General features: G+C 58.1%; 24 protein-coding genes and 2 pseudogenes. 6 read left to right on the top strand and 20 right to left on the bottom strand.

The annotated features are described in order from the left end of the window. Positions 1-4 precede the first annotated feature (4 nt). Both LC343_RS23325 and LC343_RS23320 read right to left on the bottom strand, forming a co-directional pair. The gene (locus LC343_RS23325) at positions 5-1,225 is read right to left on the bottom strand and encodes an IS256 family transposase (RefSeq protein WP_223479561.1); all 1,221 of its coding nucleotides are present in this window, start codon (positions 1,223-1,225) and stop codon (positions 5-7) included. Beyond that, on the bottom strand, positions 1,194-1,517 hold the full coding sequence (locus LC343_RS23320; protein WP_428982656.1) for a hypothetical protein: 324 nt from the start codon (positions 1,515-1,517) through the stop codon (positions 1,194-1,196). Before LC343_RS23320 ends, LC343_RS23325 begins: the two co-directional genes overlap by 32 nt. Before the next feature lie 244 nt (positions 1,518-1,761). On the opposite strand from LC343_RS23320, the pseudogene LC343_RS23315 reads away from it, so the two are divergent. The 5 genes and pseudogenes from LC343_RS23315 to LC343_RS23295 form a co-directional block, all read left to right on the top strand. After that, positions 1,762-1,962 (top strand): annotated as a pseudogene (locus LC343_RS23315) (integrase core domain-containing protein); the annotation flags it as partial. A 58-nt stretch (positions 1,963-2,020) separates the two neighbouring features. Next, entirely contained in the window at positions 2,021-2,380 is a 360-nt protein-coding gene (locus LC343_RS23310; protein WP_223479572.1) for a manganese efflux pump, read from the top strand. Between the two features lie 153 nt (positions 2,381-2,533). Next, the gene (locus LC343_RS23305) at positions 2,534-2,893 is read left to right on the top strand and encodes a TFIIB-type zinc ribbon-containing protein (RefSeq protein ID WP_223479560.1); all 360 of its coding nucleotides are present in this window, start codon (positions 2,534-2,536) and stop codon (positions 2,891-2,893) included. Positions 2,894-2,914: 21 nt separating this feature from the next. After that, entirely contained in the window at positions 2,915-3,658 is a 744-nt protein-coding gene (locus LC343_RS23300) for a DsbA family protein (RefSeq protein ID WP_223479559.1), read from the top strand. A gap of 1,004 nt (positions 3,659-4,662) precedes the next feature. Further along, entirely contained in the window at positions 4,663-5,022 is a 360-nt protein-coding gene (locus tag LC343_RS23295) for a pseudoazurin (RefSeq protein WP_223479558.1), read from the top strand. A gap of 99 nt (positions 5,023-5,121) precedes the next feature. On the opposite strand, the gene LC343_RS23290 is transcribed toward LC343_RS23295, so the two are convergent. The 8 genes from LC343_RS23290 to LC343_RS23255 all read right to left on the bottom strand — a co-directional run bounded on the left by LC343_RS23290 (position 5,122) and on the right by LC343_RS23255 (position 11,921). Further along, positions 5,122-6,180: a flavin-containing monooxygenase gene (locus LC343_RS23290; RefSeq protein WP_223479557.1), complete on the bottom strand. Its 1,059-nt coding sequence runs from the start codon at positions 6,178-6,180 to the stop codon at positions 5,122-5,124. After that, positions 6,180-6,728: a L,D-transpeptidase gene (locus LC343_RS23285; protein ID WP_223479571.1), complete on the bottom strand. Its 549-nt coding sequence runs from the start codon at positions 6,726-6,728 to the stop codon at positions 6,180-6,182. Before LC343_RS23285 ends, LC343_RS23290 begins: the two co-directional genes overlap by 1 nt. A 46-nt stretch (positions 6,729-6,774) precedes the next feature. Continuing rightward, on the bottom strand, positions 6,775-7,596 hold the full coding sequence (locus tag LC343_RS23280) for a peptidylprolyl isomerase (RefSeq protein ID WP_223479556.1): 822 nt from the start codon (positions 7,594-7,596) through the stop codon (positions 6,775-6,777). Between the two features lie 49 nt (positions 7,597-7,645). Then, positions 7,646-8,296 (bottom strand): DsbA family protein, encoded by a 651-nt coding sequence (locus LC343_RS23275; RefSeq protein ID WP_223479555.1) that lies wholly within the window; start codon positions 8,294-8,296, stop codon positions 7,646-7,648. 66 nt (positions 8,297-8,362) lie between these two features. Then, entirely contained in the window at positions 8,363-9,079 is a 717-nt protein-coding gene (locus tag LC343_RS23270) for a L,D-transpeptidase (RefSeq protein WP_223479554.1), read from the bottom strand. A gap of 451 nt (positions 9,080-9,530) precedes the next feature. Continuing rightward, a complete protein-coding gene (locus LC343_RS23265) occupies positions 9,531-10,538 on the bottom strand; it encodes a L,D-transpeptidase family protein (protein ID WP_223479570.1) in 1,008 nt (335 codons plus the stop codon). Between the two features lie 215 nt (positions 10,539-10,753). Further along, entirely contained in the window at positions 10,754-11,266 is a 513-nt protein-coding gene (locus LC343_RS23260; RefSeq protein WP_223479553.1) for a copper chaperone PCu(A)C, read from the bottom strand. Positions 11,267-11,270: 4 nt separating this feature from the next. Continuing rightward, positions 11,271-11,921, bottom strand: a complete 651-nt coding sequence (locus LC343_RS23255) for a cytochrome c oxidase assembly protein (RefSeq protein WP_223479552.1) — start codon at positions 11,919-11,921, stop codon at positions 11,271-11,273. 1,335 nt (positions 11,922-13,256) lie between these two features. Between LC343_RS23255 and LC343_RS23250 the strand changes: the two genes are divergently transcribed. Next, the gene (locus LC343_RS23250) at positions 13,257-13,919 is read left to right on the top strand and encodes a transglutaminase-like cysteine peptidase (protein WP_223479551.1); all 663 of its coding nucleotides are present in this window, start codon (positions 13,257-13,259) and stop codon (positions 13,917-13,919) included. Positions 13,920-14,364: 445 nt separating this feature from the next. Here the strand turns inward: LC343_RS23250 and tnpC are convergent. The 10 genes and pseudogenes from tnpC to hflC all read right to left on the bottom strand — a co-directional run. After that, positions 14,365-15,162 (bottom strand): annotated as a pseudogene (tnpC, locus tag LC343_RS23245) (IS66 family transposase); the annotation flags it as partial. A gap of 686 nt (positions 15,163-15,848) precedes the next feature. Next, entirely contained in the window at positions 15,849-16,583 is a 735-nt protein-coding gene (locus tag LC343_RS23240; RefSeq protein WP_223479550.1) for a heparan-alpha-glucosaminide N-acetyltransferase, read from the bottom strand. A 67-nt stretch (positions 16,584-16,650) separates the two neighbouring features. Continuing rightward, on the bottom strand, positions 16,651-17,307 hold the full coding sequence (locus tag LC343_RS23235; protein ID WP_223479549.1) for a DsbA family protein: 657 nt from the start codon (positions 17,305-17,307) through the stop codon (positions 16,651-16,653). Beyond that, the gene (locus LC343_RS23230) at positions 17,304-17,741 is read right to left on the bottom strand and encodes a disulfide bond formation protein B (RefSeq protein WP_223479548.1); all 438 of its coding nucleotides are present in this window, start codon (positions 17,739-17,741) and stop codon (positions 17,304-17,306) included. Before LC343_RS23230 ends, LC343_RS23235 begins: the two co-directional genes overlap by 4 nt. Before the next feature lie 15 nt (positions 17,742-17,756). Then, positions 17,757-18,377, bottom strand: a complete 621-nt coding sequence (locus tag LC343_RS23225; protein ID WP_223479547.1) for an SCO family protein — start codon at positions 18,375-18,377, stop codon at positions 17,757-17,759. Continuing rightward, entirely contained in the window at positions 18,374-18,880 is a 507-nt protein-coding gene (locus LC343_RS23220) for a copper chaperone PCu(A)C (RefSeq protein ID WP_223479546.1), read from the bottom strand. The genes LC343_RS23225 and LC343_RS23220 overlap by 4 nt, the downstream gene beginning before the upstream one ends. Positions 18,881-18,969: 89 nt before the next feature. After that, positions 18,970-21,747, bottom strand: coding sequence for a heavy metal translocating P-type ATPase (locus tag LC343_RS23215; protein ID WP_223479545.1), 2,778 nt, complete (start codon positions 21,745-21,747; stop codon positions 18,970-18,972). 87 nt (positions 21,748-21,834) lie between these two features. Beyond that, positions 21,835-24,006 (bottom strand): peptidylprolyl isomerase, encoded by a 2,172-nt coding sequence (locus tag LC343_RS23210; protein ID WP_223479544.1) that lies wholly within the window; start codon positions 24,004-24,006, stop codon positions 21,835-21,837. Between the two features lie 2 nt (positions 24,007-24,008). Continuing rightward, positions 24,009-25,136, bottom strand: coding sequence for an FtsH protease activity modulator HflK (gene hflK / locus LC343_RS23205; RefSeq protein ID WP_223479543.1), 1,128 nt, complete (start codon positions 25,134-25,136; stop codon positions 24,009-24,011). Beyond that, the gene (hflC, locus tag LC343_RS23200; RefSeq protein ID WP_223479542.1) at positions 25,133-26,083 is read right to left on the bottom strand and encodes a protease modulator HflC; all 951 of its coding nucleotides are present in this window, start codon (positions 26,081-26,083) and stop codon (positions 25,133-25,135) included. The genes hflK and hflC overlap by 4 nt, the downstream gene beginning before the upstream one ends. Positions 26,084-26,090: the final 7 nt, after the last annotated feature.

The raw sequence follows: 26,090 nt of genomic DNA, 5'->3' as shown, positions 1-26,090 counted from the left end.
AACATCAGGCCGCCATGGCCTTTGTGAAGCGCTCGCCGAATAAGACGGCGAATTGAGCCTTTGCCATGACCCATTCACGAGGGGCCATTTTCCACTCCTTCTCGGATCTGTTCAAGACCAGAAAAAGGAGCTTCATCGCGGCGTCGTCGGTCGGAAAGTGACCTCTGGCGCGGACGGCGCGCCGCAGCTTGGCGTTGAGGGCCTCGATGGCGTTGGTCGTGTACAAGATGCGGCGAACGTCGAAATGAAAGGCATAGAACGGCACGACCTCGCTCCAGGCGCGCCGCCAACTCTGGCCGATGGCCGGGTATCGACGGCCCCAGATGCCTTCTTCAAAGGCGTTGAGGACAGCCTCGCCGGCGGCAGCGTCGACGGCGCGATAGATGCCCTTCAGCGCGGCCGCGACTGGCTTACGGTCCTTGTATGAGACGAAGTCCAGGCTGTGGCGCAGCAAATGGACAATGCAGGTTTGAACCACGGCCTCCGGAAAGACGGCGCGGATCGCGTCGGGAAAGCCTTTCAGTCCATCGACGACGGCGAGCAGAACATCCTCGACTCCACGGTTCTTCAGTTCGTTCATGACGCGCAGCCAGAACTTGGCGCCTTCGTTCTGCTCCAGCCAAAGGCCGAGAATCTCCTTGGCGCCGTCGGCGCGAACCCCCAGCGCAATGTGGACCGCCTTGTTGCGGACGATGCCCTCGTCGCGGACCTTCACGCGCAAGGCATCGAAGAACACCAGCGGATAGACCGGCTCGAGCGGCCGCGCCTGCCAGGCGGCGATCTCTTCCAGCACCGCGTCGGTGACAGCGCTGACGAGATCGGGCGAGACGTCGATGCCGTAGAGATCACGAAGATGCCCGACGATCTCGCGGGCGCTCATGCCGCGGGCGTACATCGAAACGATCTTCTCATCGAAGCCGGGAAAGCGACGCTGGTACTTGGCGATCAGCTGCGGATCGAACGTTGCCTGGCGGTCGCGCGGGATATCCAGCTCAATTCGGCCGGTCTCAGTCGTCACCGTTTTGCGGCCGTAGCCGTTGCGGCTGTTGCCGGCCTCGTCATCCGCCAGGTGATGATCCATCTCCGCGTTCAGCGCCCGCTCGGCAAGCGCCTTCTTCAGATCGTCGAGCAATCCGTCGGAATCGAAAGCCGTCTTGGGATCGGCGCCGGCCAGCAACTGATCCAGCAACGCGTCAGGAATGCGGGGTGTTTTGCGTCGTGCCATGAGGAACCTCCATCGGATCCATTATGGCCGCCCAAACACGAAATTCCTGACACTCCCGCTTCGGATTGGCGATCACGATACGATTGACGTAGGGTGACAGCACTTCCGCAACGGCCGCGGCATTCCCAGTTGCCTCGATCACAACATGATCGTCATGGGTGAGCTCCCTTCTAGCGAACTCCTCCAGCTTGTTGCGCAACATCTGAACACGGCCGAGCTTGACGATCTCGCCATCAAGCAACGACACGACCTCGGCGGCTACGCGGTGTATATCCATGCCGATAATACGCATGGTTCCCTCCATCGTTGGTCACGAACAGGGAGCCAGCGGGCAACACGACAAATACGGATCCGCGCTCGCAGCGCATCCGGGCGAGTCGTAGGGGCGGCTAGATAACGTGCTCGAACTCTCAGTTCATCTGCATACGACGGCCTGCCCGCACTTGCGTGCTCCCGGTGCCCCATGGCCCGGATGCGCCAAGTCTAACCGACATGGCGACCGAACAAACGCGGGCACCAAGGACAACATGCCGGATAATGGCTTCGTCGAAAGTTTCAACGGCAGTTTCCGTGACGAGTGCCTCAACGAAACCCTGTTCTCGTCGCTTCTCCAAGCACGGGATGCAATCAACGCATGGAAGGAGGACTACAACCGCAACAGACCCCACTCATCGCTAGGCAACATCACGCCCAACGAGTTCGCAATGAAGATGGCTATGGAAAAACAGGCCGCATGAGGCCAGATTAGAAACCCAATACTCTCCCGAAAACTGGAGGGAACTCGGGTCTCACGTCATCGATCATTGGATCGCCTTCGCCCTCTTCGCGTGCGTCGGCATTCATATGCTCTACGCGGCAATATGGGGTTCAACGGACAACCCACCCAAGGGAAGATCGCTCGCCGCCCTGATGGCGACGGCGGTCGGAACCAGCATCGACGCCATGGCGGTGGGTATCTCTCTCGCGCTCCTTCAGGTCAACATCGTCATCGTCGCGATAGCAATTGGGCTTGCCACCTTCGCGATGTCCTCGGGAGGCATGCTTGTCGGGAGGCTGATTGGCAATCGCCTCGGCAGGTTAGCCGAACTTATTGCAGGTCTTGCACTTTTCGGTTTGGGGACGATGATCTTGTTCGAACACCTATCGCCGATGTAAAAAGACACGTGAAATCGTGACCGTGCAACAGTTTAGCGGCGTCGCCTTCCAACAACCAGCTGCGACATTTGAACACTTGAACCTCAACCCGCTCGAGGTCCTACCTTTCCACTAGTGGGGTGCAGTGGTGCACTCGAATAGGTGGATATTAGGATGTCAGGAACGCTACTTAACTCGCATGGGCCAGCCGACAAAGCTGCCGGGGCTCTTTGTCCACATTGCAGGGTCGACCTCGTTATGAGCGAGCGTCAGGGTATCGAAATCGACTACTGCCCGAAATGCCGCGGCGTGTGGCTGGACCGAGGCGAACTCGACAAGATAATCGAACGGAGCGCGGCGGAAGAGGCCCAGTACGCCCAGGGGCAAGCAGGTCGCGGCCGTGCGCAGGCTTCCTCACGCAATACATCGAATGACTGCCGCGGAGATCACCGCCGCGACTATAGCGACCACGATCGTCATGGCGGACACCATGGTCGAAGGCACGGTTCGTTCCTCGGCCGACTATTCGACTGACACCCCATCAGGAACGGAATCATGAAGGCTGCGCGCATTGGTCAGCTAGGGTGGTACGCCATTGCCGTGTTTACAACGGCCTCGCCGGTTTATGCCCAATCGATTGAGCGAGCAGAGGTCGAGAAGATCGTCCGCGAATACATCATCCAGAACCCGGAGATCATCGAGGAAGCACTTACGGAGCTTGAGAAGCGGACTCAAGCAGCTGAGGCCGAGGCCAGGTCACAAGCGATAGTGGCCCAGACTGATGCACTGTTCCGATCGAGCGACGATGTGATCCTGGGAAATCCAGACGGGGATGCTACACTCGTCGAATTCTTCGACTTCAACTGCGGCTATTGCAAGCGGGCGGCACCTGACGTCAAGGCCCTTGTCGCCGAGGATCCCAAGCTGCGGATCGTCTTGAAGGAGTTTCCCATTCTTGGGCCGGGCTCGGTGGAGGCCGCGAAAGTGGCCTTGTCCGTGAAGCGCGTTGCTGGGGACGCCGCCGCGCGTGATTTCCATGTCAGATTGATGGAAATGCAAGGACAGATAAACGCTAGCCGGGCCTTGGACCTGACCGAAGAGATGGGACTCGATCGCAAGAAGCTGTCTGAAGAAATGGCTACACCAGCGATCGAGGCTATCATTGCGACAAACCTCGCGCTGGCTCAGCGGCTCGGCCTGACAGGGACGCCTTCGTTCGTCGTAGGAGATCAGATCATCGAGGGAGCCGTCGGTAAGGAACCGCTAGCCGGTGCGATCGAAGCGGTCCGCCAGAAATGAGGTCTCTGAAGACCAATCCTCTGCCTATTTTGGCGTCAACCCTGCTATACAATTTCGGTACCGTGGATTGAGGCACCTCGCAAACGCGGCCTCACTGTCTCACCCGACGATCAGCAGCAACCGACACACCATGCCATGTCGCTTGGCAAGAAAGGTTGGCGCTGGATGCATCAGATACCGCAGCGTTTGACATTCCTGCGCCAGTGGCTCGCCAACCCCCTGATGGTAGGGGCGGTGCTCCCTTCAGGGACGTCTCAGGCCCGCTTGATGACACAGGCAATCGACCAGAACACGAGGTCAGTTCTCGAACTCGGACCCGGCACCGGCGTCTTCACCGAGGCTCTCCTCAAACGTGGTTTGGTGCCGGAACAACTGACGCTGGTCGGACTGGACGCGAGTTTTTGCCAACTTGCTCTCACGCCGATTTCCTGGCGCTCGCATCGTCCAGGGCGATGCGGCGCGCTTGTCCGCGGCGGGCGTCGGGAGAGATGCACATACAGTGCGGCTATCAGCGGGTTGCCACTCCTTTCGATGCCCACCCGTACGATATTTCGCATCGTCGAGGGCGTGGCGCGCAGGCTCGGGCCGAGCGGCAATCTCTATCAATTCACCTATGGCGCTCGGTGCCCGATTGCGCACGCCATACTTCAGAGGCTGGGCTTGGAGGCGAGTTTGCTCGGGACCGTCATGTGGAACCTGCCCCCGGCGTCGGTCTATCGGATTTCACATACTCGGGTTGATCCGAAGGTGACATCGACTTCCGAACCGAATGTGGCGGCAGACGCCCATACATCTCTCATACCTAAGCAAAACCCGACCGCGATGTGTTGGGAAGGGGAACGGATTTCACGTCAATAGAAAGATAAAGGAGCTCAATATGTTCACGATACGCGAGATGCTGGCCGGCACAACGGCTTTTACAGCCTTGGCGGCACTACCTGCGCGAGCACAGACTGGTGTCAATCATGAGGTCCAGATGCTAAACTAGGGGGAAGAAGGGCGCAATGGTGTACGAGCCGGACTTCGTAGCTGCTTCACCCGGTGATACCATAACCTTCATTCCAACTGACAAGTCCCACAATGCCGAGAGCATAAATGGGATGCTGCCCGAAAACGCGCTCCCGATCAAAGGCAAGCTGAATGAACAGAGCACCATCACCATCGAGAAAGAAGGCGTCTATTGCGTAAAATGTGTCCCGCACTACGGAATAGGGACGGTCATGCTTATCGCCGTAGGCGCGCCAAGCAACCTGGATGAAGCCAGGACGGTTGAGCATCCGCCAAAGCAGAAAAGCTGTTCGACGAGCTGTTTGCTGAAATTCCCGCAGCTTGATCCATTCCGAGTGGGCGCCAAGCAACCGTAGATGGAAGCAGAAGATCATCCGGTAACGAATTGCACTGCTACCATCTACGGGAAGAAAAGCGTCGTAACACCTTCAAGACGATGTTTCGATGCTTGACGACTATGGCTTCGCTCTGTCCGACAACAATCGTTCGACAATAGTCTCGCCGTCCGGCCCTGCTCCCATGATCAGCGCCGATGCTCGGTTGCGTTGCCATGGCCGGCCAACAAAGTAGATGCCTTTCACCGGTGAGATACCGGCTTCGTGCAGGAGTGCTCCGTCAGGCCCTTTCGCGTCTTCGATATCGAGCCAGGTTGCGTCGTCCCGATAGCCGACTGCCCATATGACAGTCCGGATGACCGCCGACGTGCCGTCGGCAAACCGGGCCGCGTGACCGCTTGCTTCAATGAGACGTGGCAGCACCCGGATGCCTCGCTTCGCTAGGCTCTCAATGCTCCGGTCACGGTCAGGGAACGCATCGGATTGTCTGAGCTTTCTGCCAATCCGCGACTCCGCGGGGGCTCTTAGCAAGCCAAACAGGTTGAGCCACCACCAGATGGACTTGCCAAGCACTCGCTCGGGAAAGAGCTTGCGAGGCTTGCCCATCGCCAGCAGGACGGGCTGCCTTTGTCGCACTTCCACAGCGATATCCCGCCCGCTTGCTCCATCACCGACCACCAAGACCGGACCGTCGGGCAACTGGTTCGGATTGCGGTAGGTTTCGGTGGTCAGCTGGAGCGCCTCGTGTCCGAACTGCGCCGCGACCTTTGGCACAAGCGCGACCTGGAACGCTCCGGTCGCGACGATCACCTCGCTGGCACTGATACGCGATCCATCGTCAAACGCAGCTTCAAATCCACCGTCTCCAGCCTTCGAGAGGCGGATCAGACGTCGACCAAGCTGGATCGGCAGTCGGAAACGTGTCACGTATGCTTCAAGATAGTCGGCGAACTCGTCGCGGCTCGCATAAAGTTCCCGGTTGCCCGCCAGGTCCAGTCCCGGTAGGGCGCTGAACTGGCGTGATGTGAACAACGACAGCGAGTCATATCGCTCCCGCCAGCTATCCCCGACCCTACGATGACCGTCGACGATGACAAACGGCACGCGGGCATTCTTCAGGTGATACCCGGCAGCGAGCCCCGCCTGTCCGGCTCCGATCACTAAGACAGGTCTTTCCATCAGACAACGACGACTTGGGCTCCTACGGGCACACGCTCGTAAAGATCCTCAACATGCTCGTTCACCATCCTGATGCAGCCGTTGGAAACAGCCTTGCCGATGGTCCAAGGCTCGGTCGTTCCGTGAATTCGGTAGAGCGTATCGCGGCCGTTACGATAAAGGTAGAGAGCCCGTGATCCCAATGGGTTGTTAGGGCCCCCTGGCACGCCGCCGGCATAGCGGGCATATTTCCCCGGATCGCGGCGGATCATGTTGTCCGTCGGGCGCCAGGACGGCCATTTTGCCTTCCTGCCGATCACGGCGGAGCCGGTAAAGGCAAGTCCCGCCTTGCCGACACCGATCCCGTATCGTCGGGCAGAGCCTGCACCACCGACAAGGTACAGGTACTTCTCGCGTGGAACCACCACGATCGTTCCTGCCGGGTAGTCATATGGCGATCTTACGTTCTGTGGCAGGAAGCGTTCTTCCAGCACGAACTTGCGCCTTGCGGTGTGTGCAAGGGCCTGACCGGGCACCGCGAGCAGCACGAACATTCCGAGGACGAGCATTCGCCTGTCGATCCGTCCCAAGGAACCATTATCAATTCTTTTCGGCTCAGTGTTCATGACCGTCCTCACCCTGGGGAGGAGCGACGTCGGGAACGAGCTTTTCTATCTTCGCACCTTCCTTGAGTTCAGCAATGATGCGCCTCTCCTCGGCGGCTTTCAGAGCTTGTCGTATCTGCGGCGCCACGGACTCAAACGACGGGGCAGGACGATTTCGGGTTTCCTCGAGCAGAACGACGTGAAATCCGAAGGCGCTTGCAACCGGCGTCTGCGTGTATTCACCAGGCTGTAGATTGGCGGCCGCCGCATCGATCTCCGGCAAGACCTGGCCTTCCGCCACAAAGCCGAGGTCTCCGCCCTTGACCCTGGAGACTTCGTCGGCTGAGTGCTCCCGCGCCAGCTCCACGAACGCCTTTCCCTCCTTCAGCGCCTCAATGACCTCAACGGCATCGCCCTCGCTGTCAAGCAAGATATGGCGAAGCCGACGCTCGGTCACCGGCGGAATCCTTGCCGCCTGTTCGTCATAGGTAGCCCTGACGATGCTGTCGGTCACCGCTCTTTCAACCCGTTGCTCCAGGAAAAGGGCGCGCAGCGTCTGATCTTCAAGAAACGCCAGCTGCCTCTTGTAGGCGTCCTGCCCGGTAACGTTTGCCGCACGGGCAGCGGCTGAGACGATCTTCATGTCGATCAGTGCGTCGACCAGGATGGAACGCCTCGCATCAGGCGGCATCTGGGCGAGCTGCGGCCCGTACATCTGCTCGGCGAGGGCAAGATCGTCCGCCGTGATATCCTGGCCATTCACACGGCCGACGATATTCGTGTCCTGAGCCAAAGCCGCAGATCCAAGCGGAAAGGACAGGGTCAGGATCATCGCGCGGACAAGAAGGCCGGCATTCTTCCGTCTCCGGTTCCCGATCGTACTATTCATCGGCGCCTCCTTGCTGTTTCGCGGCGGTGACGAGCGGATCGATAATCTCACTGAACCGCTCGATGCTCAGTGTGCCTTTTTGCATCTGGCCATTGATGAAGAAGGTCGGCGTCGAGTCCACTCCAAACGACTTGCCTGCCTCGGCAACGGCAGAGACCTGATCCAGCAACTCTTGGTCTGTGAGGCATTTCTCGAAATCGGCGGAGCTCATCCCCGTCATGCCCATCACTGACTTGAGCGCCTCGGTCCCGTCGGCAACTCGCGCCCAATTGTCCTGCGTGCGGTAAAGCAGATCGATGGTGGGATACCACTTGTCATCGCCCATGCACCGCGCCAGCATGAATCCGGCCGAAGACCGCGGATCGAACGGAAACTCCCGCATGATGAAGCGGACCTGACCCGTATCGACATATTTTTTCTTGAGCTCGGGCCACACATTTACATGAAAGGTGCGGCAATGGGGGCAGGTCAGAGACGCGTATTCGATGATCTTAACCGGCGCGTCCTCAGGCCCGAAGCTCTTTTCCGGCAGCGGCCCCGGGGCCAGCAGCGCGTCGGTTGACGGTTGCGCCAACAGGTGGGTGGGATAAGTCGCGACCATCCCGGTCGCAGCCATGCCAAAAATCAGATTGCGGCGTTTCATTTTAGATCCTTTCCTGAGGACGATCTTGTGCAAGCTCTAGCCCCTTGAGATGCAAGGGGCCTCTCGCTAGAAAAGTGCATTTGTTCCGGTTCGAACGATGATGGGGGTCGGCGTTGCGACGCGGTCGTACAAGTCGATGATGTCCTGATTCACCAACCGGACGCAGCCGCTCGAAACCGCCTTGCCAATGGTCCAAAATTCGGGTGTCCCGTGAAGACGATAAAGTGTGTCTTCGCCATTTTGGAATATGTACAGCGCTCGCGCGCCAAGCGGATTTTTGAGGCCAGGCGGCTGGCCGCCGTTTTCCGCGCTCCACTTTTCCAGCTCCGGCTGGCGTGCGATCATCTCGGCTGGAGGCGTCCATTTCGGCCACCGCTGCTTCCACTGGATCACGCCTTCACCCGACCATTCGAACCCCTGCCGGCCAAGACCGACGCCGTAACGCATGGCCTTGCCACCGGGCCGGACGAGATAGAGAAAGAAATTTCTTGTATCCACGACGATCGTACCGGGGCGCTCACCGGTCGGGTCGTCGACCAACTGCCTGTAGAAGCGCTTTTTGAGCTTTGACAGGTCAACGGCTGGGATCGGGAAATCCTCTTCCGGCATGGCGCGATACATGGAGACATGGGATGGGTCGATGGCGGGTTTCTCGGGCGCCGGCGCCCCGCCAGAGCCTCCCGTGGTCGAGCAAGCGGGCAAGGTCAGTCCGCCAGCGGCCGCCGCAGCCAAGCCTAGAAATTGTCGGCGGGAAGGAGTCGTACGAAAGTCTTTTGAGGTCACTGTTCCACTCGCAATAAATCATCGAAAGTCCGGTGCTTGCCGGGCAAGCGAAGCCGAAAGGAAGGAACACGCATCACGCTGCGGGATCCGGCGCGTGGCCAGATCGGCGCAACGCTCGCGCGCTCTCGCTTCGAGAAATTATCGGGGCGGTGGGAAATCCAGAGAAATGAGGCCGGGACGGATCGCTCGCGTAAGCCTCTCGGGAAGCGATCGAGGTACTCCACCGACGTCAGGTACATGCCATTCCGCAAGCCAGTTGCACCCGTCATGGCACTTCGCTGCCGCGTCGGGTGAAACAGGTGCGGCGTTGTCATTGCTGCCGCCCACCGCATCCCCCGCGACTAGCGACACGATCGTGACGGACTGCTCGCTGGTCGTAGCCGTCGGCAGCGCCACGTGGAGACCGACGAAACAAAGCATCAGGAAGGCGAGTAGTGTCCGTCCCATCGCATCACTCATCCGGCGAGTGAGGGTCGGCCAATGCAGCATCGGGACGGCTGATCGGCACTGATGTCAGCGAGGTTCGCTTGGCGAGAGCGGACTGCCCGCCGCGTTCCAGCATTTTGCGAAAGCTCGGATGCATGCCTCCGTCGGCATAGGCATGTGCGGAAAGCACATTGCCAGTCGAAAGAAGATCGTCCATAGCGATGCGATCGGATTGCTGCCGTCCAGCGACCAACGGATCAGCAGCGATCAGTGCTGGCGGACATGACGCCAAAGGGTCCTGTGGATCTCCACCTTCGAGCTCCCTGTCGAAGACGTAGCGTCCTTCGCAATAGAAAACCTTAGGTTGCCGGCGTGTTACCTCAAATATGTCGTAGCCTTGCTTCAGGTTGGTCCAGAACGGAAAGTTCGAATCGTTCTTATGTTTGGCCATGTTCTGCGGCGTCATCCGAAACGGAAACGCTTGGACTTGGAACGACCCTTGGCCACCTTTCAGCGCCTCACGAGCAACCGCGTAGATTTCGGCAACCCCTTCGTCGGTGAGCGCATAACACCCCGATGAAGAACACGCTCCGTGCACCATAAGCGATTCCCCTGTATAGCCGAGTGCTGCTTCGAGCCTGTTCGGATAACCAAGATTGAACGACAGATAGTACTGGGAGTTCGGGTTCAGCATTCCCGCGGCCACATCATAGAACCCTTCAGGAGCCTGGCGGTCCCCGTCCCGCTTTTTCGGGCCGAGCTTTCCGGACCAGCGACACATCGGGTAGGTCTTGAGAAGGGCGTATCTGCCGCTGCGATCCCGTTTCCATATCTCAAGTTCGCTCTCCTGCTTGAAAATCCGTACGAGGATCGGCGCGGAAGGCGACATGGATTTGCGCGACATTTCTGCCACGAGCATTGCGGGGATTGCACGGGCTGCCTTACCGTCAACATCGAGGACAGTCGAAACGCACGCGCTCAAAAGGAGCGCAACCAGCGTGACTCCCCCTATTCTGACAGCGGTGAACATCATCGACAACCATATTTATCTACGCGGGCCCTTTTCGGCAACGCTTGGCAGAGTCCAACCATCATAGTTAAAAAAAAGTTTCCGCCAACGAATTTCCTCGCAGCAAAGAAGCACAGAAATGAGAGGTTGCCTGCAAGAGACAGAACATTACTGAATGTCGCACTAAATGCTAATCGCGATAGGGCCGCCAGTTGGCCATACCCAACTCGTCAACTAGTCTAGTGACCAGCCTCCTCTTCGACGATAACCATCGTATTAACTTTGCCCTTTTCTCCGAAATCGAGCGTCAGATCAAATGTGTCGCCAGGCTTTAGCGGCTTCCTCAGTCCTGAAATCCAGATATGCTCGCGCCACGCGGCAAGTCCCAGCGGCTTGCCTGGGCTGAGCGTGATACGGGTGGGCCAAAGTTCCGTGCCGCCTGCATCGACACGGAACCTCACAGTCTCGGCGACGGATGTTTCCGCCCCTATCAAATGTGCTTTTTCCGTCCCTTGATTTAGAATGGCTCCATATACCGGTATGCTGACAACTCCTCCCAACGGCGGCGGTGACCAAACGTGGCCGATTGAGATTTGGCCCAGTTTGTAGCTGTGAGCAGACGCGCCGCCTGCGACAAGAACTGCCAGAAGGATGCCCAAGAATAGCGACCGACTGAACCATGACCAGGTTTTGAATGCCGATGTCGCATCCGACCGAACTCCGTTCCAGTATTGCGATTGCCGTATGCTCATCGGGCTATCTTCTCGGTGCATCATTATCAAACTCCTGAGTTGATGACGTCGTCAGGCGCTGGTCCGTCTCGTCAGACCCTTTCGAAAGATCCCGTGCCGCTTCGATTTCCTGATATGACAGATTCTTCTGTCGAAAGAAGGTGTAAGACAGCGTCACTTCACGGAAAATACGCGCGTCTTCATCTTTCAGCATCTGCTCATCGAGATACAGAACCAGAGGCATCCGTGCACTCTGACCGGGCCCCAACTTCTCTTCCGTAAAACAGAAGCATTCGATCTTGAAGAAAAAAGGAGCTGTCTGATACGGTGTGACGTTAAACGTCGCCCGTGCGACGACAGTCTCGTTAGAAACGTTTTTTGCGTAATAATAGACCTTGGTGGGTACACCGAATTTTGTCTCTACGCTTCGTTGCTCAGGGCGAAACTCCCAGGGAAGGTCCGGCGCGACATTTGCATCGAAAAACACTTGGACCGTCTCGTTGCTTGTCGCGGTCGGCATCGATCCATCGACCGATCGTTGAACCGTCCCGCCATAACCTGTCAGGTCGCAAAACATTCGGTATAGAGTAGGTGAATACGCTACGAGTCCTGTCATAGCAACTAATATCCCAGCACTGGCGATCACAGGCCAAACTTTTTGCGAGCGATGTCTCATGGTAATGAGCTCCTCTGATCGTCTCGACCAAGGAGGTTGTTTGATGACTAACGATCTGGCAACGCGACATCGAGCCGCGCGGACTCTTGACGCAGTGGTTCCGGCTATATTGGCATCGCTAAGCGTCAAACAACCGCAGCCACCGAAGCTCCCCGGCCTATTGAATATTTTCTAGGCATCGGGGAGACTTAATTCGTTCACAGGGAAAGTTTTTTGCCATCGCCATGCCTGAAGCATCGGAATGCCTTACCCCCCAAGAATCCCAGATCCTTTCCCGAAGTAGACGTTGTAGGAACTGGGTGATATGTGGTGTTCTGGTAACCTTCGTTGTTACCGTCTACTGGATAAGTTTCAGGCATGTTCGCACAGAAGCTAACCAGTCCGTAACTTCCGTCGACATTGATCACCACCCAATCACTCACTCTTGAGTGGCGTCTTGTGCGCGGCAGTGGGATGATGAGGCGACCCTGATTGGACTAGCCCGTTTTCTATGATCTTGCGCCTGACGTACTTTATTTTGATCGTACCGATTGCCTACCTGGCGTTGTCGTCGGCGTTTCGATTGGTGTGCCTCGGGCTTGGTCATAACAACCTTGAGATGCTTTACGGCGGCACCGCGATCTATCTGCTTACGCTGGCGTCCGCCGTGGAGGGCGCGTGTTTCCTGGCGGAGGACATCAGAAGTTCGTCGCCCACATTCACGAGGCTTACCCATCGATTCAGATCTTCTCAAGACTGACGCTTCAGATACTGAAGCGTGTCCCATTTATTGGGCCTCATAGCCTGCGGCCTTGAAGAAGTTTCGGCATTCGGTGGCGGAGAAGAAATTCACGATTTCTCCGAGAGCCTTGCTGATGGCATCGAGGCTGCGTGCTTTCGCAGCAGCGCCTTCAGCTTGGAAAAGACCATCTCGATGGGCTTGAGGTCGGAGCTATAGGGCGGCAGGAGGAGGATCCAGGAATCTTCTACCTGACCATTTGCTCGGCTTTCTTGCTTTTGTGAAAGCTGACATTATCGAGAATGACGATGTCGCCTGGCGATAGCGTCGGAGCCAGTTGGGTGTCGACCTAGGTCTCGAAGATGAGGCCGTTCATCGGCACGTTCACGATCCATGGCGCGGTTCGGCCGTGACTGCGCAAGCCGGCGATGAAGGTCTGTGTTTTCCGTGAGCCGAACGGCGCATGGAAGTCGAAGCGCTGACCTTTGGCTGAAAGCAGTTTACATTTCATCTACGCGAAATGAAGCTTTTGGTTCAAATGCACATTCGAAAATTGGACGTATCTTGGAAGAATTTTCCTAGGCTACTCGTGTACCAAAACCACGGGGAGATGGTCTATGTTGAAGTTCTCAGTCGTTGTTTTTATGCTTGGCGTCTCGGCGATGTCCGCTAATGCAAATGCGTTTCACCTGAATCCGGATCAACGGGCAACCACGAGTATGGCTACATTCGGATCGACGACGATTCCGATAGGCTACTATGAGTACTGTCAACGATATGCGGAACGGTGTGAGAGAACCGCGCAAGGTAGCAGCGTCAATCTGACGCCAAATCGCTGGAAGCAGCTCGTCAGTGTCAATTCAGAAGTCAACACATCAATAATCCCAAGAACCGATCCCGAGATATTTGGCGTAGAAGAACGGTGGGTATATCCTGACGGCGTGGGCGACTGCGAAGACTACGCCCTGCTTAAGCGGAAGATCCTCAACGAACAAGCTGGCATTCCGCTCGGCGCTCTTTCAATGACAGTTGGAAGAGATGCAAACGGTGGGGGGCATGCCGTGCTCACCGTGATTACCGACATGGGGGACTTCATCCTTGACAATGTCGAACCAAGAGTCCTTCCGTGGCAGGAGGCTGAAATCCAGTTTCTGAAACGCCAGTCATCAACAGATCCAAATGTCTGGGTCAGCCTCATACGCGAGGGCAGAGCTCGCGATTTCGGCAGCTACGCCTCCAACCAAGCGAACTCGATCGCGGCCAGGAAACTCAGAAAATAGGTTGTCACTATTGGGATAAGAGGCTTGAGCATTCCTCTGCTATCGGGAACGATTACTATTCCTATTGCATACCCGATTTAGTTCAAGCGGCTGGCCGGACGGAGGCCGGCGAGCATGACAAAGCCTTGCCCAATTGCCTTCGGGACCGCGTAGTTGCGGCGGTTTTTTGCGGGAGTCGACACGCTCGGTGGCCTCGCGCTGCGGCAGCTTCGCGGCGGGATGGGCCAACGGATCGAGAGTCGAGGCCAGCGATCGCCTTAACCGTTTCATCAGTCGTCGAATGCCGCCAGCGCTATCGAGCGACCGGTTCGGTAGTGCTGGCCACTATGGGCGGATATCTGCTTCGGCGTCAACGAGGCGAGTTAGGTGCTCAACGACGTCGTCCAGCTTGCCCGTCGGTTCGAGCAGTTCACCCTGAACAGGGTAAGCGCGAAGCCCGGGCCGTTCAGCGGGTGGCCGCGTAGTTCCATGGCATGAGGGCGTCAAGTTTGCGATTGGGCCAGCCGGCGGCGAGACGTTCGAGTGTGAGCTTCAGCTAGGCATGAGGGTCGACGACGTTGAGCTTCGCTGTTGTCAGCAGTGTCGTGATGGTAGCCTAGGTTCTGCCGCCTCCGTCGGAGCCAGCGAAAAGCGCATTCTTTCTGGTGATGGAATGCGGTCGGATGGTTCGTTCGACGATGTTGGAGTCGATCTCGATACGACCATCGGCGAGGAAGCGCTTCAGCGCCGTTCGCCGGCTGATGACATAGCGGATTGCCTCGGCGAGCTTCGACTTGCCCGACAGGCACGGCAGTTCGCGTTCCCAGGCTTCAAAGAGATTCATGGACGATAGCGACCGAACGCTCCTGGCGCACCGTGTGGCGCTGGTCGAGCCCTTGTCCGCGGATATGCTCCTCGATCTGCCAGAGCGGCGCCATGGCCTCTACCGTGCGCGTGGCGAAGGGCGAACTCTCATCGACATGAAGCTCGAAGAATTTCCTGCTGACATGACCCCAGCAACCCGCGGGTATGACGGCGTCAGTGGCGTTCTCGGCCTTGGCGAGCCGATTGTAGGCGGTATAGCCATCCGCCTGTAGGATGCCGCAATAGCCTGCCAGATGTCGTGCGAAGCAGTCGCCACCCCGGCTGTCCTCGAACCTGTAGGTGACCATTGGCGGCGCGCTGCCGCCGAAGGGGTATCGTAGCGGGCATAGGCCCACAGCGAGGCGGTCTTCACCTTGCCCGATCCGGGCGCCAGCGTCGGCTAAGCCGCGCCCTGCCCGTGCTGCGAAACCAACTGATGGGTTGGCGGATCAGAAGCTTTCGCTGCGGGAACTTCCTTCAAGACAGGGAGGGGCGCTCAGTCCCCTCCCCTATCCGGCAGTATCACAGCGCGGTCATTCGGGGCGAGAAGCTGCTCGACAATGAGATCGAGCACGGTGTCCTACGTTGGACTTCATCGATCGAGATTGCCCGTCTTGTGCTCATGCGGCGGATATTCTCCCCCGTTTCGCCCGAGTAGGAGCTCTATCTCTTCCGCGTCCTTGGCGCCATCAATCCCGATCTCGATCGCGTCCTCGTCGCGGATCGAACGAATCTCCCCACGCCTGCACGACCAATCCTGCCACTCCGCCTGAGAGCGCCTCTCTCGCGGGCATCGCCATGGTAGAAGTGCCGGACCCGGGATGTTCCGCATGCTTCGCCGTCACACGATTGGCGGCAACATAACCCGTTTCACCGAAGCAGCCGAGAAGCTCACCGCACAGGCCGGCAGACATCGGTACGCCTCGCAAAGGCACCTTATTTGAGAATCCTATCAAGCAAATTCTCATGATTAAATGGAAAGCGACACCGAAAAGAGCGCATTCTGACGGTTAAGCGTAAAGCGACACCGCCGAAAGTCAGCCTAGGCCTATGATGGCTAACCTCTAGCCAAAACAGATCATGCACTCAGTGTTGAGTAGAGAGTGCCCAGGAGAGCAGGATGATTGCCCCAAGTAGTATCGGCTGATGTATAATATAGATCAATAAGCTCCGATTCCCCATCCAGACGAAAATCCTTGTAAGCCATCCTTGCGTCGTGTGGTAGACTAAAGAACTTCGATTTGTTCGAGTTGCGAACAGCTTTGCACTTGCCATACCCAGAAGCGTGACGCCGACCCATGGGAAAATGGGGACGAAATCGTTGCTGGGTGGAGAGCGTTCTGCAAATCCGATCCAAGCCAGCCACCGCGTGTTGAATGCCGGCGCATCCATAACGAACGGCAGAATCAGTACAAATCCGGCCGCGCCCAAACAAGCCGAAACGCTAGCGCGTAGAAACGGCACGCCCAGAACAGTGGCGGCTGCGATTGCGTGGAGAATCCCGAAAAAGATGAAGCTCTCCGGGAAAATCAACCAGGTGACCAGCGTGATGACCACCGCGTAAGCGGTGATGATGAAAAGACGGCGGTAAAACGCTCTCACGTGAAAGGAATCGCGATGTGCGAGCACGAGACTCACACCCACAAGAAACATGAATGTTCCGGCAAGACTTCGTCCGAAAGTAAGCCAGATGGGATGTCGTGCTACACCGCTGATGATGCCGGTGAATTCCAGATCCCACACAATATGAAACAGGACGACGCCTGCGATGGCCAGTCCTCGTGCGACGTCAATCGCTACAACGCGCCGGCCGTGGGTCAATGTCTTTGCCTCTCTTGTGCGCCGTGGATTTGCAGACCCTCGCACGCGGCGCTCCGGACCGTGCGAGTCATTGAGCCCCTTGAGCGAGCTTGACTTCACCCTCGAAAAGATCGACGAGCTGCTGTGACCCGAAGGTTTGCATGCCCCTGCCGTTGACGAAGAACGTTGGGGGCTGGTCAACGCGCCACGTATCGATGTCCTTCGATTCCTGAATGAGCACCGCGGTGACCTCGTCCGAGGAGGCTTTTTGCCGCGCGTGTTCAAGGTTCAACCCGGCGGCGGCCGCAGCCTGCCATGCCTGGTCAATGACTGGCCCGCTATGGGGCGCCCATTCCGACTGTGCGGCCAGGAGAGCTTCCAAGACTGGTTCGAAGAGATTTTGCTTTCGTGCGGCTTCAAGGATTCCTAATGCCTGGTCCGACCCATCGTGGAATGCGGCGTATCGTAGGACGAGTCGGACATCCTGAGGATATTGTGCAAGGATGCTCTTTACGATGGGATGGAAGGCGCGGCAGGCTTCGCATGACGGATCGAAGAACTCCACGATGGTGACAGGGGCGCTGGCCGGTCCGATGACTGGCGAGTAGTCTCTGATGAGGCCGGCATCGTCGGAGATCGCCTCGACACTACTTCCACCGACACGGTCATAGTAGAACACAGATCCCGCGAAGAGGATGGTGGAGGCGACGGCAGCGGAGACGACGATCACCTGGCGACGGTTCATCGATAAACTCCGGGGCGGCACAGGAAAAGGAGCCCGCCGATTGCCGCAAAGGCAATCAACGAAGCGAGCGGCAAGGGCACGCTGCCGAGAATGGTCATAGCTTCTCCAGCGCAAGATGGTCCGGCGCGCGTGCACGGGATTATCGCTTCTTCTATAAGGCCGAAGTAAATCAATGTGTGAAAAAATGCGATCGCCGCGCCCAATCCAACGAGTGGCAATGCATAGAATTTGATGCTGGAATCAGACCGAAATGCCGCGATTCCCAAGATAATCGCGAGAGGAAACATAAATATCCTCTGGAACCAGCAGAGATTGCATGGTGTCTGCCCAACGATCTCTCCAATGAACAAGGCGGTGAGCGTTGCTGCTACCGCGATCATCCAAGCGAACAATAGCCATAAGCCATTGCGCTCCTCCACCACGTCGTTGGACAATTTGTTCAACATCCATCAAGAACCCGTGACTTGATCTCTTGCTATGCGACGAAGCTTTTCCAACCGCGTCTCGCGTGGCTCGTGCATATCCATCATACCGCCAAAGCTGCCATCAGATTTCATGAGGAACACGCCGGCGGTGTGATCCATCGTGTACTCGCCGGCCTCCAAAGGGACCTTTTTCGCGTAGGCGGAAAAAGCCTTGAGCGCGGAATCTGTCTCGGCAGCCGTACCGCGAAGCGCCAGGATCCGGCTGTCGAACGATGTCATGTAACTTGCCAGGGCTTCTTGGGTATCGCGCTCCGGATCGACCGTGATGAATAGAACCTCGAAACCGTCGGCTACAGGTCCCAGCTCCGTCATCAGGTCCGTTAGCTCGAACAGCGTCGTCGGACAAATGTCGGGACAGTAGGTGAATCCGAAGAAGACCAGATAGGGTCGACCGGCCAGCGCCTGATTGTCGACGCGTTCGCCGGTATGCGACACCAAGGAGAAAGGCCCACCGACTTTCGCGGTGCCACTTGAAGTCTCGCCGGTCGGACTGCCACCGGATAGTTGCGTCGACACGATCACGAACATGCCGAGCACCACGATGGCGGCCCACACCATGAGCCGGAAGGCCCGCAGTCCGCTCACGGCGTATGACCGCCGTGCTCATTGCCGCTGCCCGTTTCCACCGTGGGGTTTCTCTGCACGACAAACTCGATCTCTACGGTCCCGGCCCGGGCGAACTCCAATGTCGCCTTGAAGCTGCTCCCTTCGATCAGCTGCTGGTTGGGTTTGATGAGCATAAGGTGGATGCCGCCTGGCGCCAACTCGACCGAGGCTCCTGCAGCGATCTCGACTCCATCGGGAAGTGGACGCATGCGGGCTATGCCGTCATCCATGGTCATCTGATGGACTTCGATCCGATCAGCTATCGGAGTCGAACCGCCGGTCAGTCTGTCGGGCTGTGACCCTGAATTTGTCACCGTCAGATAGGCTCCGGCGACCGGGGCAGCGGACGGCGTGACCCGTGACCACGGATGGCCAATCTTGATATCACCTTGCGAGAATTGGTGTGCAAAAGCTGATGTAGAAAGCAGCATCGCGGCCAACATGCAAATGAGCTTCACTGTCAGTTTGAACCCGGAAGACAATGGGTTTCCTCCAACTATTTTTCTTTCGCGGCTTTATCGCCCTTTCGTGTCATAGGGACCACTACGCACTTCGCCGCATAGGCCTGCCATCATGTTTCACGAAGCCCCTTCCAGGCGAGCAGGCGCATGGCATTGGCGGTGACCAATACCGTCGCGCCGGTATCGGCAAGAATGGCGGGCCACAGCCCGGTCACGCCGAGAACCGTGGTTACGAGGAACACGGCCTTCAGGCCAAGCGAGAGAGTGATATTCTGGAGGATGTTACGCATGGTGAGGCGCGACAACACCACCATATTGGCGACGTCCTTGACACGGCCATGCAAGACGGCCGCATCGGCTGTTTCCAGAGCAACGTCCGTGCCGCTGCCCATGGCAATGCCAATGTCAGCAGCTGCGAGCGCCGGAGCGTCATTGATCCCGTCACCGACCTTGGCCACGAACTTGCCCTTCGCGCGCATCTCGCCGACGATCTTCTGTTTGTCCTGCGGCATCAGTTCTGCGCGTGCTTCCATGCCGAGCGACGAGGCTATGGCTTTCGCCGTCCGCTCATTGTCGCCCGTCAGCATGACGGTTTCGGCTCCAAGATCGTGTAATGCGGCTATACCGGTCTTGGCGTCCTCTCGCGGTTCGTCGCGTATTGCGAAGAGGCCCGCCACCTCCGTTCCGGCAAGCAGCACCGAAACAGTCTTGCCTTCGTCGTTCAGCGCGGCGATTTGCGATAGCAGCCCTTGGTCCAATTTGACCTTTTCGGCCGCGGCGCGCGGTGAAGCGAGAAAGAGCTTAACCGCATCCACTGTCCCTACCACACCCTTGCCGCCAACAGCGCCGGCATCGGTGGCGGCGACGACAGGAACCTTGTCAGCCTCCGCCCTTGCCAGGATGGCCACCGCCAGCGGATGGCTCGATCCGGCCTCAAGGGCCGCTGCGAGCCTCAATACCTCGCGCTCGTCGCGTGCCACACCGATGATGTCGGTGACCTTCGGCTTGCCTTCGGTAAGCGTCCCCGTTTTGTCGAGCGCGACATAGTTGACTTTGCCCAGATTCTCCAGCACCGCTCCGCCCTTCATCAGGAGACCACGGCGCGCGCCGGCGGATAGCGCCGCGGCGATCGCCGCAGGCGTGGAGATGACCAGCGCGCAGGGGCATCCGATCAGGAGAACTGCGAGTCCACGATAGATCCAGGTGTTCCATTCCGCGCCGGCCAGCAGCGGCGGCAAAATCGCTATCAGTGCAGCCACCACCATTACGCCCGGGGTATAATATTTCGAGAAGCGATCGATAAAACGTTCGGTCGGCGCCTTGGACTCCTGGGCCTCCTCGACCAATGCGATGATGCGGGAAATGGTGTTGTCGGCCGCTGCTGCCGTTACACGCACCCTGAGCACGCCTTCCTGGTTCACAGTGCCGGCGAAGACATTGTCGCCCTGCTCCTTGCGCTTCGGTACCGACTCGCCGGTCACCGGCGCCTCGTCGACCGCGCTTTCGCCGGAGAGCACGACGCCGTCGGCGGGCACACGGTCGCCGGGCCGAACGAGCACCACAGCATCTACCGTCAGGCTTTCAGCGGGAACCGTCTGCGTGGCACCGTCGCGCTCGAGGAGCGCAGTCTTGGGCATCAGTGTTGCGAGCGCCCGTATCGACGCACGAGCCCGGCCTGTCGCTATCCCTTCAAGGAGTTCACCGACAAGAAACAGGAAGACGACGACGGCGGCCTCTTCGGCCGCATTGATGATGACGGCTCCCACAGCCGCGACCGTCATCAACGTCTCGATTGTGAACGGGCTGCCGTTTGCAGCACCGAGCAAGGCGCGTCGCGCAATTGGTATGAGCCCGACGGCCATTGCAACGATGAAGCCCCACGGCTGGGTCTGCGGAAGAACCTGCGAAAGCCCAAAGGCGACGGCCAGCGCGATGCCGCAGATGATCGTCAATTGCGCTTTAGATGTTTTCCACCAGGGTCCGTCCTGCGGCCCGTGATCGTGGCCGTGCATGCCTTCCAGGGCATCAGGCGCCTCGGTAGTGATCCCGCTTCCTGTCAGTGTCTGGTCATGCCTACCATCCGGCCCATGGACATGGTTTGAGGGGGCGGTGGCCGGCTTTTGTCCCGCAGGGCCTATCGGCGCGGCTTTGTAGCCAAGGCTGGTGACCTTGCGGGCAAGTTCGTCGAGGTCAGCCTTGCTCCCGTGCGTGACGGTCATGGTGCCAGCAACAACTGATACCTTCACATCAGTGACATCCGGCATACGGCGCACTGCCGTGTCGATCTTTGCCGCACAGCTCGCGCAATCCATGCCGGCGACGCGAAAGCGGGTCTGATGCGCGCCTGCCGACGCAGTCTCCTCGATGTAACCAGGCGCGGCGCGATCTTGGCCTGAATGACTGTGCCCCGCGTGATCGCGATCAGCATGATCGTGCTTGTAATCCGTCCCGTGAACATGTCCTGCATGGTCATGGCCGGAATGGTCGTGTCCGGCGTGATCGTGGTCATGGTCGGCATGATCGTGCTTGCCGTCCGGCCCGTGCGCATGGCCGGCATGGTCATGGTCCGAATGATCGTGATCGGCGTGGTCGTGGTCATGGTCCGAATGGTCGGACATTCGGTCTTGACCTTGGGCGGGCTCCGCAGCCTTCGACTTCTTCACCGCACCAAGGCGTGTGGCCTTATAGCCTAGCCGGTTGACCTTTTGGGCCAGTGTGTCGAGATCGAGCTTGTCTCCGTGTTCAACGCTCATGGTGCCAGCAACAACCGATACGTTCACATCTGTGACATCCGGTATTCGTCGGACCGCTTTGTCGATCTTGGCGGCGCAACTTGCGCAATCCATGCCTTCAACCCGAAAGCGGGTGCGGCGTGCTGCAGCGGTCATCTCGATGTCTCCTGTCTCGCAGGGACTAAGTCATAGGACCTATAGCAGCTAGAGGGTCAAGCGGCTTTGAGAGATTCTTCGCTACTGCTATGTCGGTTGGTCCCGAGAGGCCGCGCGCGTGAGATATTCTTCCAGAACCTGCGGATACAATTGCACCTTGCCTTCTTGGAGTTGCCGCCTCTGCAATTCCTCGGCCATAGAGCGATGCTGTTGGTTGGTCAGGTACTCCTCGATAAAGGGCTTTGCCTCGTCAAGTGTTAACTGCTGCGGCGAAGTTCGTTCCGTCACTTCCACGATGTAGATGCTGCCTCCCAACTCGAATGGTTTGCCTACTTTTCCCGGCTCCATGTCTTGAATCGCTTCATGGAATGGGTGGCTCATCAGTTCGCTTAGGGGATCCCCGCTTTCGCCGATCCAACCAGGGAACTCGCCACCCTTTGAAGCTGTTTCGACATCCTCGGAATACTCTTGCGCCACCGAGGCGAAGTCCGGCCCCGGGACAGCTCCGGTCAGCTTCATATAGGCTTCGTCTGAACGTTCGCGTGCACGACTCACGTCCGCCTCGCTTGAGCCAAGACCGATACGGACATAACGGATTCTCGACTTCGGAGGACTCACAAGGCGATCGCGATTGTCGGAGTAGAATGCTTGAATTTGCTCGTCGCTGACTTCGATCCGGTCGTCCACCTCCTCCTGCTCCATCATTTGCCGCAGCAGACGGAGTCGCGTTTCGTCGGCAAGGGGTTTGTTTGCGACGTCGAGCAACCTGTCATAGGTGTCCGATACCAGGAGCATGCGATCAATCAGCGCGTTTGCCAAACGTTTGAGGCCCTCTGCCCCTTCGAACTGGTCGCGAAGTGAGGCTTCCTCGTATTCCTTGTAGAAATCGCGAAGGCTGTAGCGCTGTCCCTTGATCGTGAAGAGCGTCTTTTCGCCGTTGTCCGCGAACCATTGCTGTTCCTTTTGCGTGCGCACGGTTGTCATGATTGTCGGACGGACTTCGGCGAAGCTCTTTGCGCCTGCAGGCATGACCTCCTGAAGGCGGACGACGTAATACGATCCGCCTGCCTGAAACACGCTCGCCAGTTCCCCGGGAACCAGTGCGAAGACGTTTTTGTCCCAATCGGGGTTCTTGCTGCCTTCGGGCACCTCCGCCCGGGATGAAAAACGCGCCGTCGAGAATCGCCCTGCTGTCGCCTGGAATGTTGCACCGCCTTGGATGCCCAGTAAGGCGCTGGCCGCCTCTTGTTGGGCCTTCGGGCCGAATTGTGATGCACTAAACTCCAGTTCATCAACGATGGCGCGGCGTGGCAATTTGAATTGGTCGATGTTCTGTCGGTAGTAGGTCTCAAGCTCCTCCTGGCTCGGAGCTGGTACATCCAGGAGATCGAAACTGCGAGTGATCGATGCGTTCGTTCGCAGCTTCTCTAAATAGTCTTCGACAAAAGCGGGTTCCTGCTCGGCAACCAGGGTCCGCCGTATCTCATCGCGCACCTCGGTAAAGCTACGTCCTTCATAGCGCGCTTTGTTCTTATCGTAATATTCGCGGATGCTGCTCTCGGAGATTGAGATGCGCTCGGTATGAAGCTGGTCCGCGAAGGATTCGAGATTGAGATTTTCATTTATGTGTTTGATCGCATGTTGGAAGCTCTCGTCGGCTTCCGGCTTTCGACTAGCTGCCCATCGGAGAATAAGTTGATCGGATACGAGATCTTCAACCGTCTCAAGAACCGCCTCCTGCGACATGGGACCAGGGCTGCTGGTGGACGACGAGAGCACATTCAGGTGAGCTTCGATGTCTTCAAGGGTTATCTGCCCCCCCTCGAATGTCGCGACGACGTTGGGGGCCGGAGGAGATGGGAGTGTCATGTCGGCGAAATAGTCCGACGAGAAGAAGACGAGCGCGGCGGGAATGGTCGTGATCGCGAAAATGCTCGCCACATACTGACCCAGTGTCGGTCGCCGTGCTGGCGCCGGCTGAGCCTGATCTGAGTCTGCCGTCGATTCTGTCTCCGACGGTGCGCTTTCCGTCAATTGGCGGGTGAGCTGCTCCGAGTCATCGGGACTCGAATTCGCTGCGGCCGGATCGGACGCAGGAGGTTTTGGCGAGGCAGTGGCAATTGGTGGACCGGGTGCGATCGTAGCCCGGCTGTCAGCCGATTCTGGAGGTTCGACCGTGCGATCGCTGTCCGGTTTCGATGGCTTTCCTCTGAGGCTATCGCGAAAATCGGACCAAATCTGACGCCAACCATCCGCCATGGCTAGCGCGCTGCCTCACCGTTTGTTGGTGCGCCATTCTGAGCGCCATAAAGTCTCAGGTTGAAGCTGCCGCCTTTCGCGGTATCCAGAGCATAAACCTGCACTCGAGGCATGATCTTCTCGATGGTCTCAAGATACATCCGATATCGGGTCACATCTTCGCCGTATGCTTCTGCGTTCTTTCGATACTCGTCCCAAAGAAGATCGAAAGCGCGTGCCGTTCCGCTTGCCTGCGCCAGAACGGCGGATCGGTAAGCGGCAGCCTGTGCCTTCAGCTGCTGTGCCTGGCCTCTGGCCTCTGGGACGAGGCTGTTCGCATATCCTCGTGCCTCATTGATCAGACGGGCCTTTTCCTCGCGCGCGGTATTGACGGCTGTGAAGGCATCCGCGACGTTGGCAGGAGGGAACGCTTTCTGCAGATCAACGCCGACGATAACGAGGCCGGTCCGATACTGATCCAGACGCGATTGCGTCTCCTCGCGGATGGCTTGTTGCAAGGACTGCCGTCCGCTGGTTAGCAATGCATCAACCGGCAGACGCGTTACCAGCCTGGTGACTGATGCCCGGAGTGCGTCTCGGACGATGCGATACGGAGCGTATTCGACGCTCAGTATGTAGTTGGCTGGCTCGCGCACCTGATACTGCACGATGACTTCTACATCGACAACATTGGTATCGCCGGAGAGCGCCTGAAGTTTCGCCGGAGGTTCAGGATGTATGTGCTCTTCCTCGGGAGCGCTTATGCCTACTTGCTCACGTCGGACACTGGTAACATCGACGATATCCACGCGATCGATCGGCCACGGTAGCCGATAGTGGAGTCCCGGTTCAACACTGGGTTGGACAATCGCACCAAAGCGGCGCACAACCGCAGCTTCTCCAGGCGCGACCGAATAGACGCCGGTCAAAGCATAGCCGATAGCTATCAGCATCACCGCACCCGCAAGCAGAGGGCCGGGCCTTAGGTGGCCAAGAGCGACCTTGAAGTCTGCAAATGCGAACCGCCCACCCTCCGCAATGGCGCGAACAAGGAGCTTCGATTTGATCGCGACGTCGCGGACATTTTTTCCGCTGTCATCGTCCGCCGCCGGAGGGGACTTTGGTGATTCTGCCACATCCTCGTCCGTCATCTGTCGCGCTCCGAATCCGCGGTCACCTTGGGCGATCCGGCAGTCGTGGTCGACGATTGAGGAAGTTTCAGAGCGTTTCGTGGATCCAAATACTGAAGGAGTTCGGAATCGGCAGGCAAAATCAACGTCGTGCCTTCATCAATGAACTTGTCGTAGGCTTCGAGCGTTCTGGAGAAGCGGTAAAAATCCTTGTCCCTGCCGAAGGAGCCCGCATAGATCGCAATCGCTTCCGCATCGGCTGCCCCACGGATCTCGGCGGATTCGCGGCTTGCGGCGGCGAGAATCTTCGCCTTCTCTGTATCGGCTTCCGCTCGTATGCGGGCTGCTTCTTCTGCGCCTTCCGAGCGAAACTGGCGCGCGATCGCCTCGCGCTCCGAGCGCATGCGCTGGAAGACACTTGTGAGGTTGGCCTCCGGGAACGTGAGCTCCTTGAGCTGGATATCTGTGACCGTGAAGCCATAAGCACCCGTGCGGGCTGCAGCCCTCTCCTTCACGGCATTCAAGGTGTCTGGAAGGCTCGCCTGTGAGGTATCGACTGTGACGAGATTTCCGAGCTCGACCTGTCCCAATGCCGCTCCGAGCTCAGCTTTGATAATATCGTTGAGCTGTGTGCTGGCGCCGCGCAGGCTGTTGACGTTCTTCAGAAACGCCAGCGCGTCCGTTACTTGCCAGGTGGCATAGGCCTCCACCATGATGTTCTTCTTGTCACTACTCAGGAATTCCGTTTTCGGTAGGTTGTAGACTTGAATTTGCTTGCTGATTTTGAGAACACTTTGAATGGGGTCGGGCGCTTTGATGTAGAGACCAGGGTCACCGAGCACGCGGACGGGCCGCCCAAACTGCGTCACGATCGCGTACTCGGTGGTGTCGACCTGATAGAGGGTCAATGTTGCTCCCAGGAAGGCAAGGCCCAAGACGCCAAGAGCGGCAATTCGAACTGGTTTCATGTCGTAA

Origin of the sequence: Oricola indica (assembly GCF_019966595.1) — a bacterium.
Lineage (GTDB): Bacteria > Pseudomonadota > Alphaproteobacteria > Rhizobiales > Rhizobiaceae > Oricola > Oricola indica.
The sequence above is the reverse complement of the archived record's forward strand: the minus strand, read 5'-3'. Positions and strand labels throughout refer to the sequence as shown.

Excerpts from the sequence above, each read along its gene's own strand:
- hflC (WP_223479542.1), bottom strand. The coding sequence starts at position 26,083 with ATGAAACCAGTTCGAATTGCCGCTCTTGGCGTCTTGGGCCTTGCCTTC.
- LC343_RS23215 (WP_223479545.1), bottom strand. The coding sequence starts at position 21,747 with ATGACCGCTGCAGCACGCCGCACCCGCTTTCGGGTTGAAGGCATGGAT.
- LC343_RS23305 (WP_223479560.1), top strand. The coding sequence starts at position 2,534 with ATGTCAGGAACGCTACTTAACTCGCATGGGCCAGCCGACAAAGCTGCC.
- LC343_RS23290 (WP_223479557.1), bottom strand. The coding sequence starts at position 6,180 with ATGGAAAGACCTGTCTTAGTGATCGGAGCCGGACAGGCGGGGCTCGCT.
- LC343_RS23235 (WP_223479549.1), bottom strand. The coding sequence starts at position 17,307 with ATGAACCGTCGCCAGGTGATCGTCGTCTCCGCTGCCGTCGCCTCCACC.
- LC343_RS23300 (WP_223479559.1), top strand. The coding sequence starts at position 2,915 with ATGAAGGCTGCGCGCATTGGTCAGCTAGGGTGGTACGCCATTGCCGTG.
- LC343_RS23295 (WP_223479558.1), top strand. The coding sequence starts at position 4,663 with ATGGTGTACGAGCCGGACTTCGTAGCTGCTTCACCCGGTGATACCATA.
- LC343_RS23280 (WP_223479556.1), bottom strand. The coding sequence starts at position 7,596 with ATGATCCTGACCCTGTCCTTTCCGCTTGGATCTGCGGCTTTGGCTCAG.
- LC343_RS23285 (WP_223479571.1), bottom strand. The coding sequence starts at position 6,728 with ATGCTCGTCCTCGGAATGTTCGTGCTGCTCGCGGTGCCCGGTCAGGCC.
- LC343_RS23325 (WP_223479561.1), bottom strand. The coding sequence starts at position 1,225 with ATGGCACGACGCAAAACACCCCGCATTCCTGACGCGTTGCTGGATCAG.
- LC343_RS23210 (WP_223479544.1), bottom strand. The coding sequence starts at position 24,006 with ATGGCGGATGGTTGGCGTCAGATTTGGTCCGATTTTCGCGATAGCCTC.
- LC343_RS23250 (WP_223479551.1), top strand. The coding sequence starts at position 13,257 with ATGTTGAAGTTCTCAGTCGTTGTTTTTATGCTTGGCGTCTCGGCGATG.
- hflK (WP_223479543.1), bottom strand. The coding sequence starts at position 25,136 with ATGACGGACGAGGATGTGGCAGAATCACCAAAGTCCCCTCCGGCGGCG.
- LC343_RS23255 (WP_223479552.1), bottom strand. The coding sequence starts at position 11,921 with ATGAGACATCGCTCGCAAAAAGTTTGGCCTGTGATCGCCAGTGCTGGG.
- LC343_RS23260 (WP_223479553.1), bottom strand. The coding sequence starts at position 11,266 with ATGAGCATACGGCAATCGCAATACTGGAACGGAGTTCGGTCGGATGCG.
- LC343_RS23265 (WP_223479570.1), bottom strand. The coding sequence starts at position 10,538 with ATGATGTTCACCGCTGTCAGAATAGGGGGAGTCACGCTGGTTGCGCTC.
- LC343_RS23320 (WP_428982656.1), bottom strand. The coding sequence starts at position 1,517 with ATGCGTATTATCGGCATGGATATACACCGCGTAGCCGCCGAGGTCGTG.
- LC343_RS23275 (WP_223479555.1), bottom strand. The coding sequence starts at position 8,296 with ATGAAACGCCGCAATCTGATTTTTGGCATGGCTGCGACCGGGATGGTC.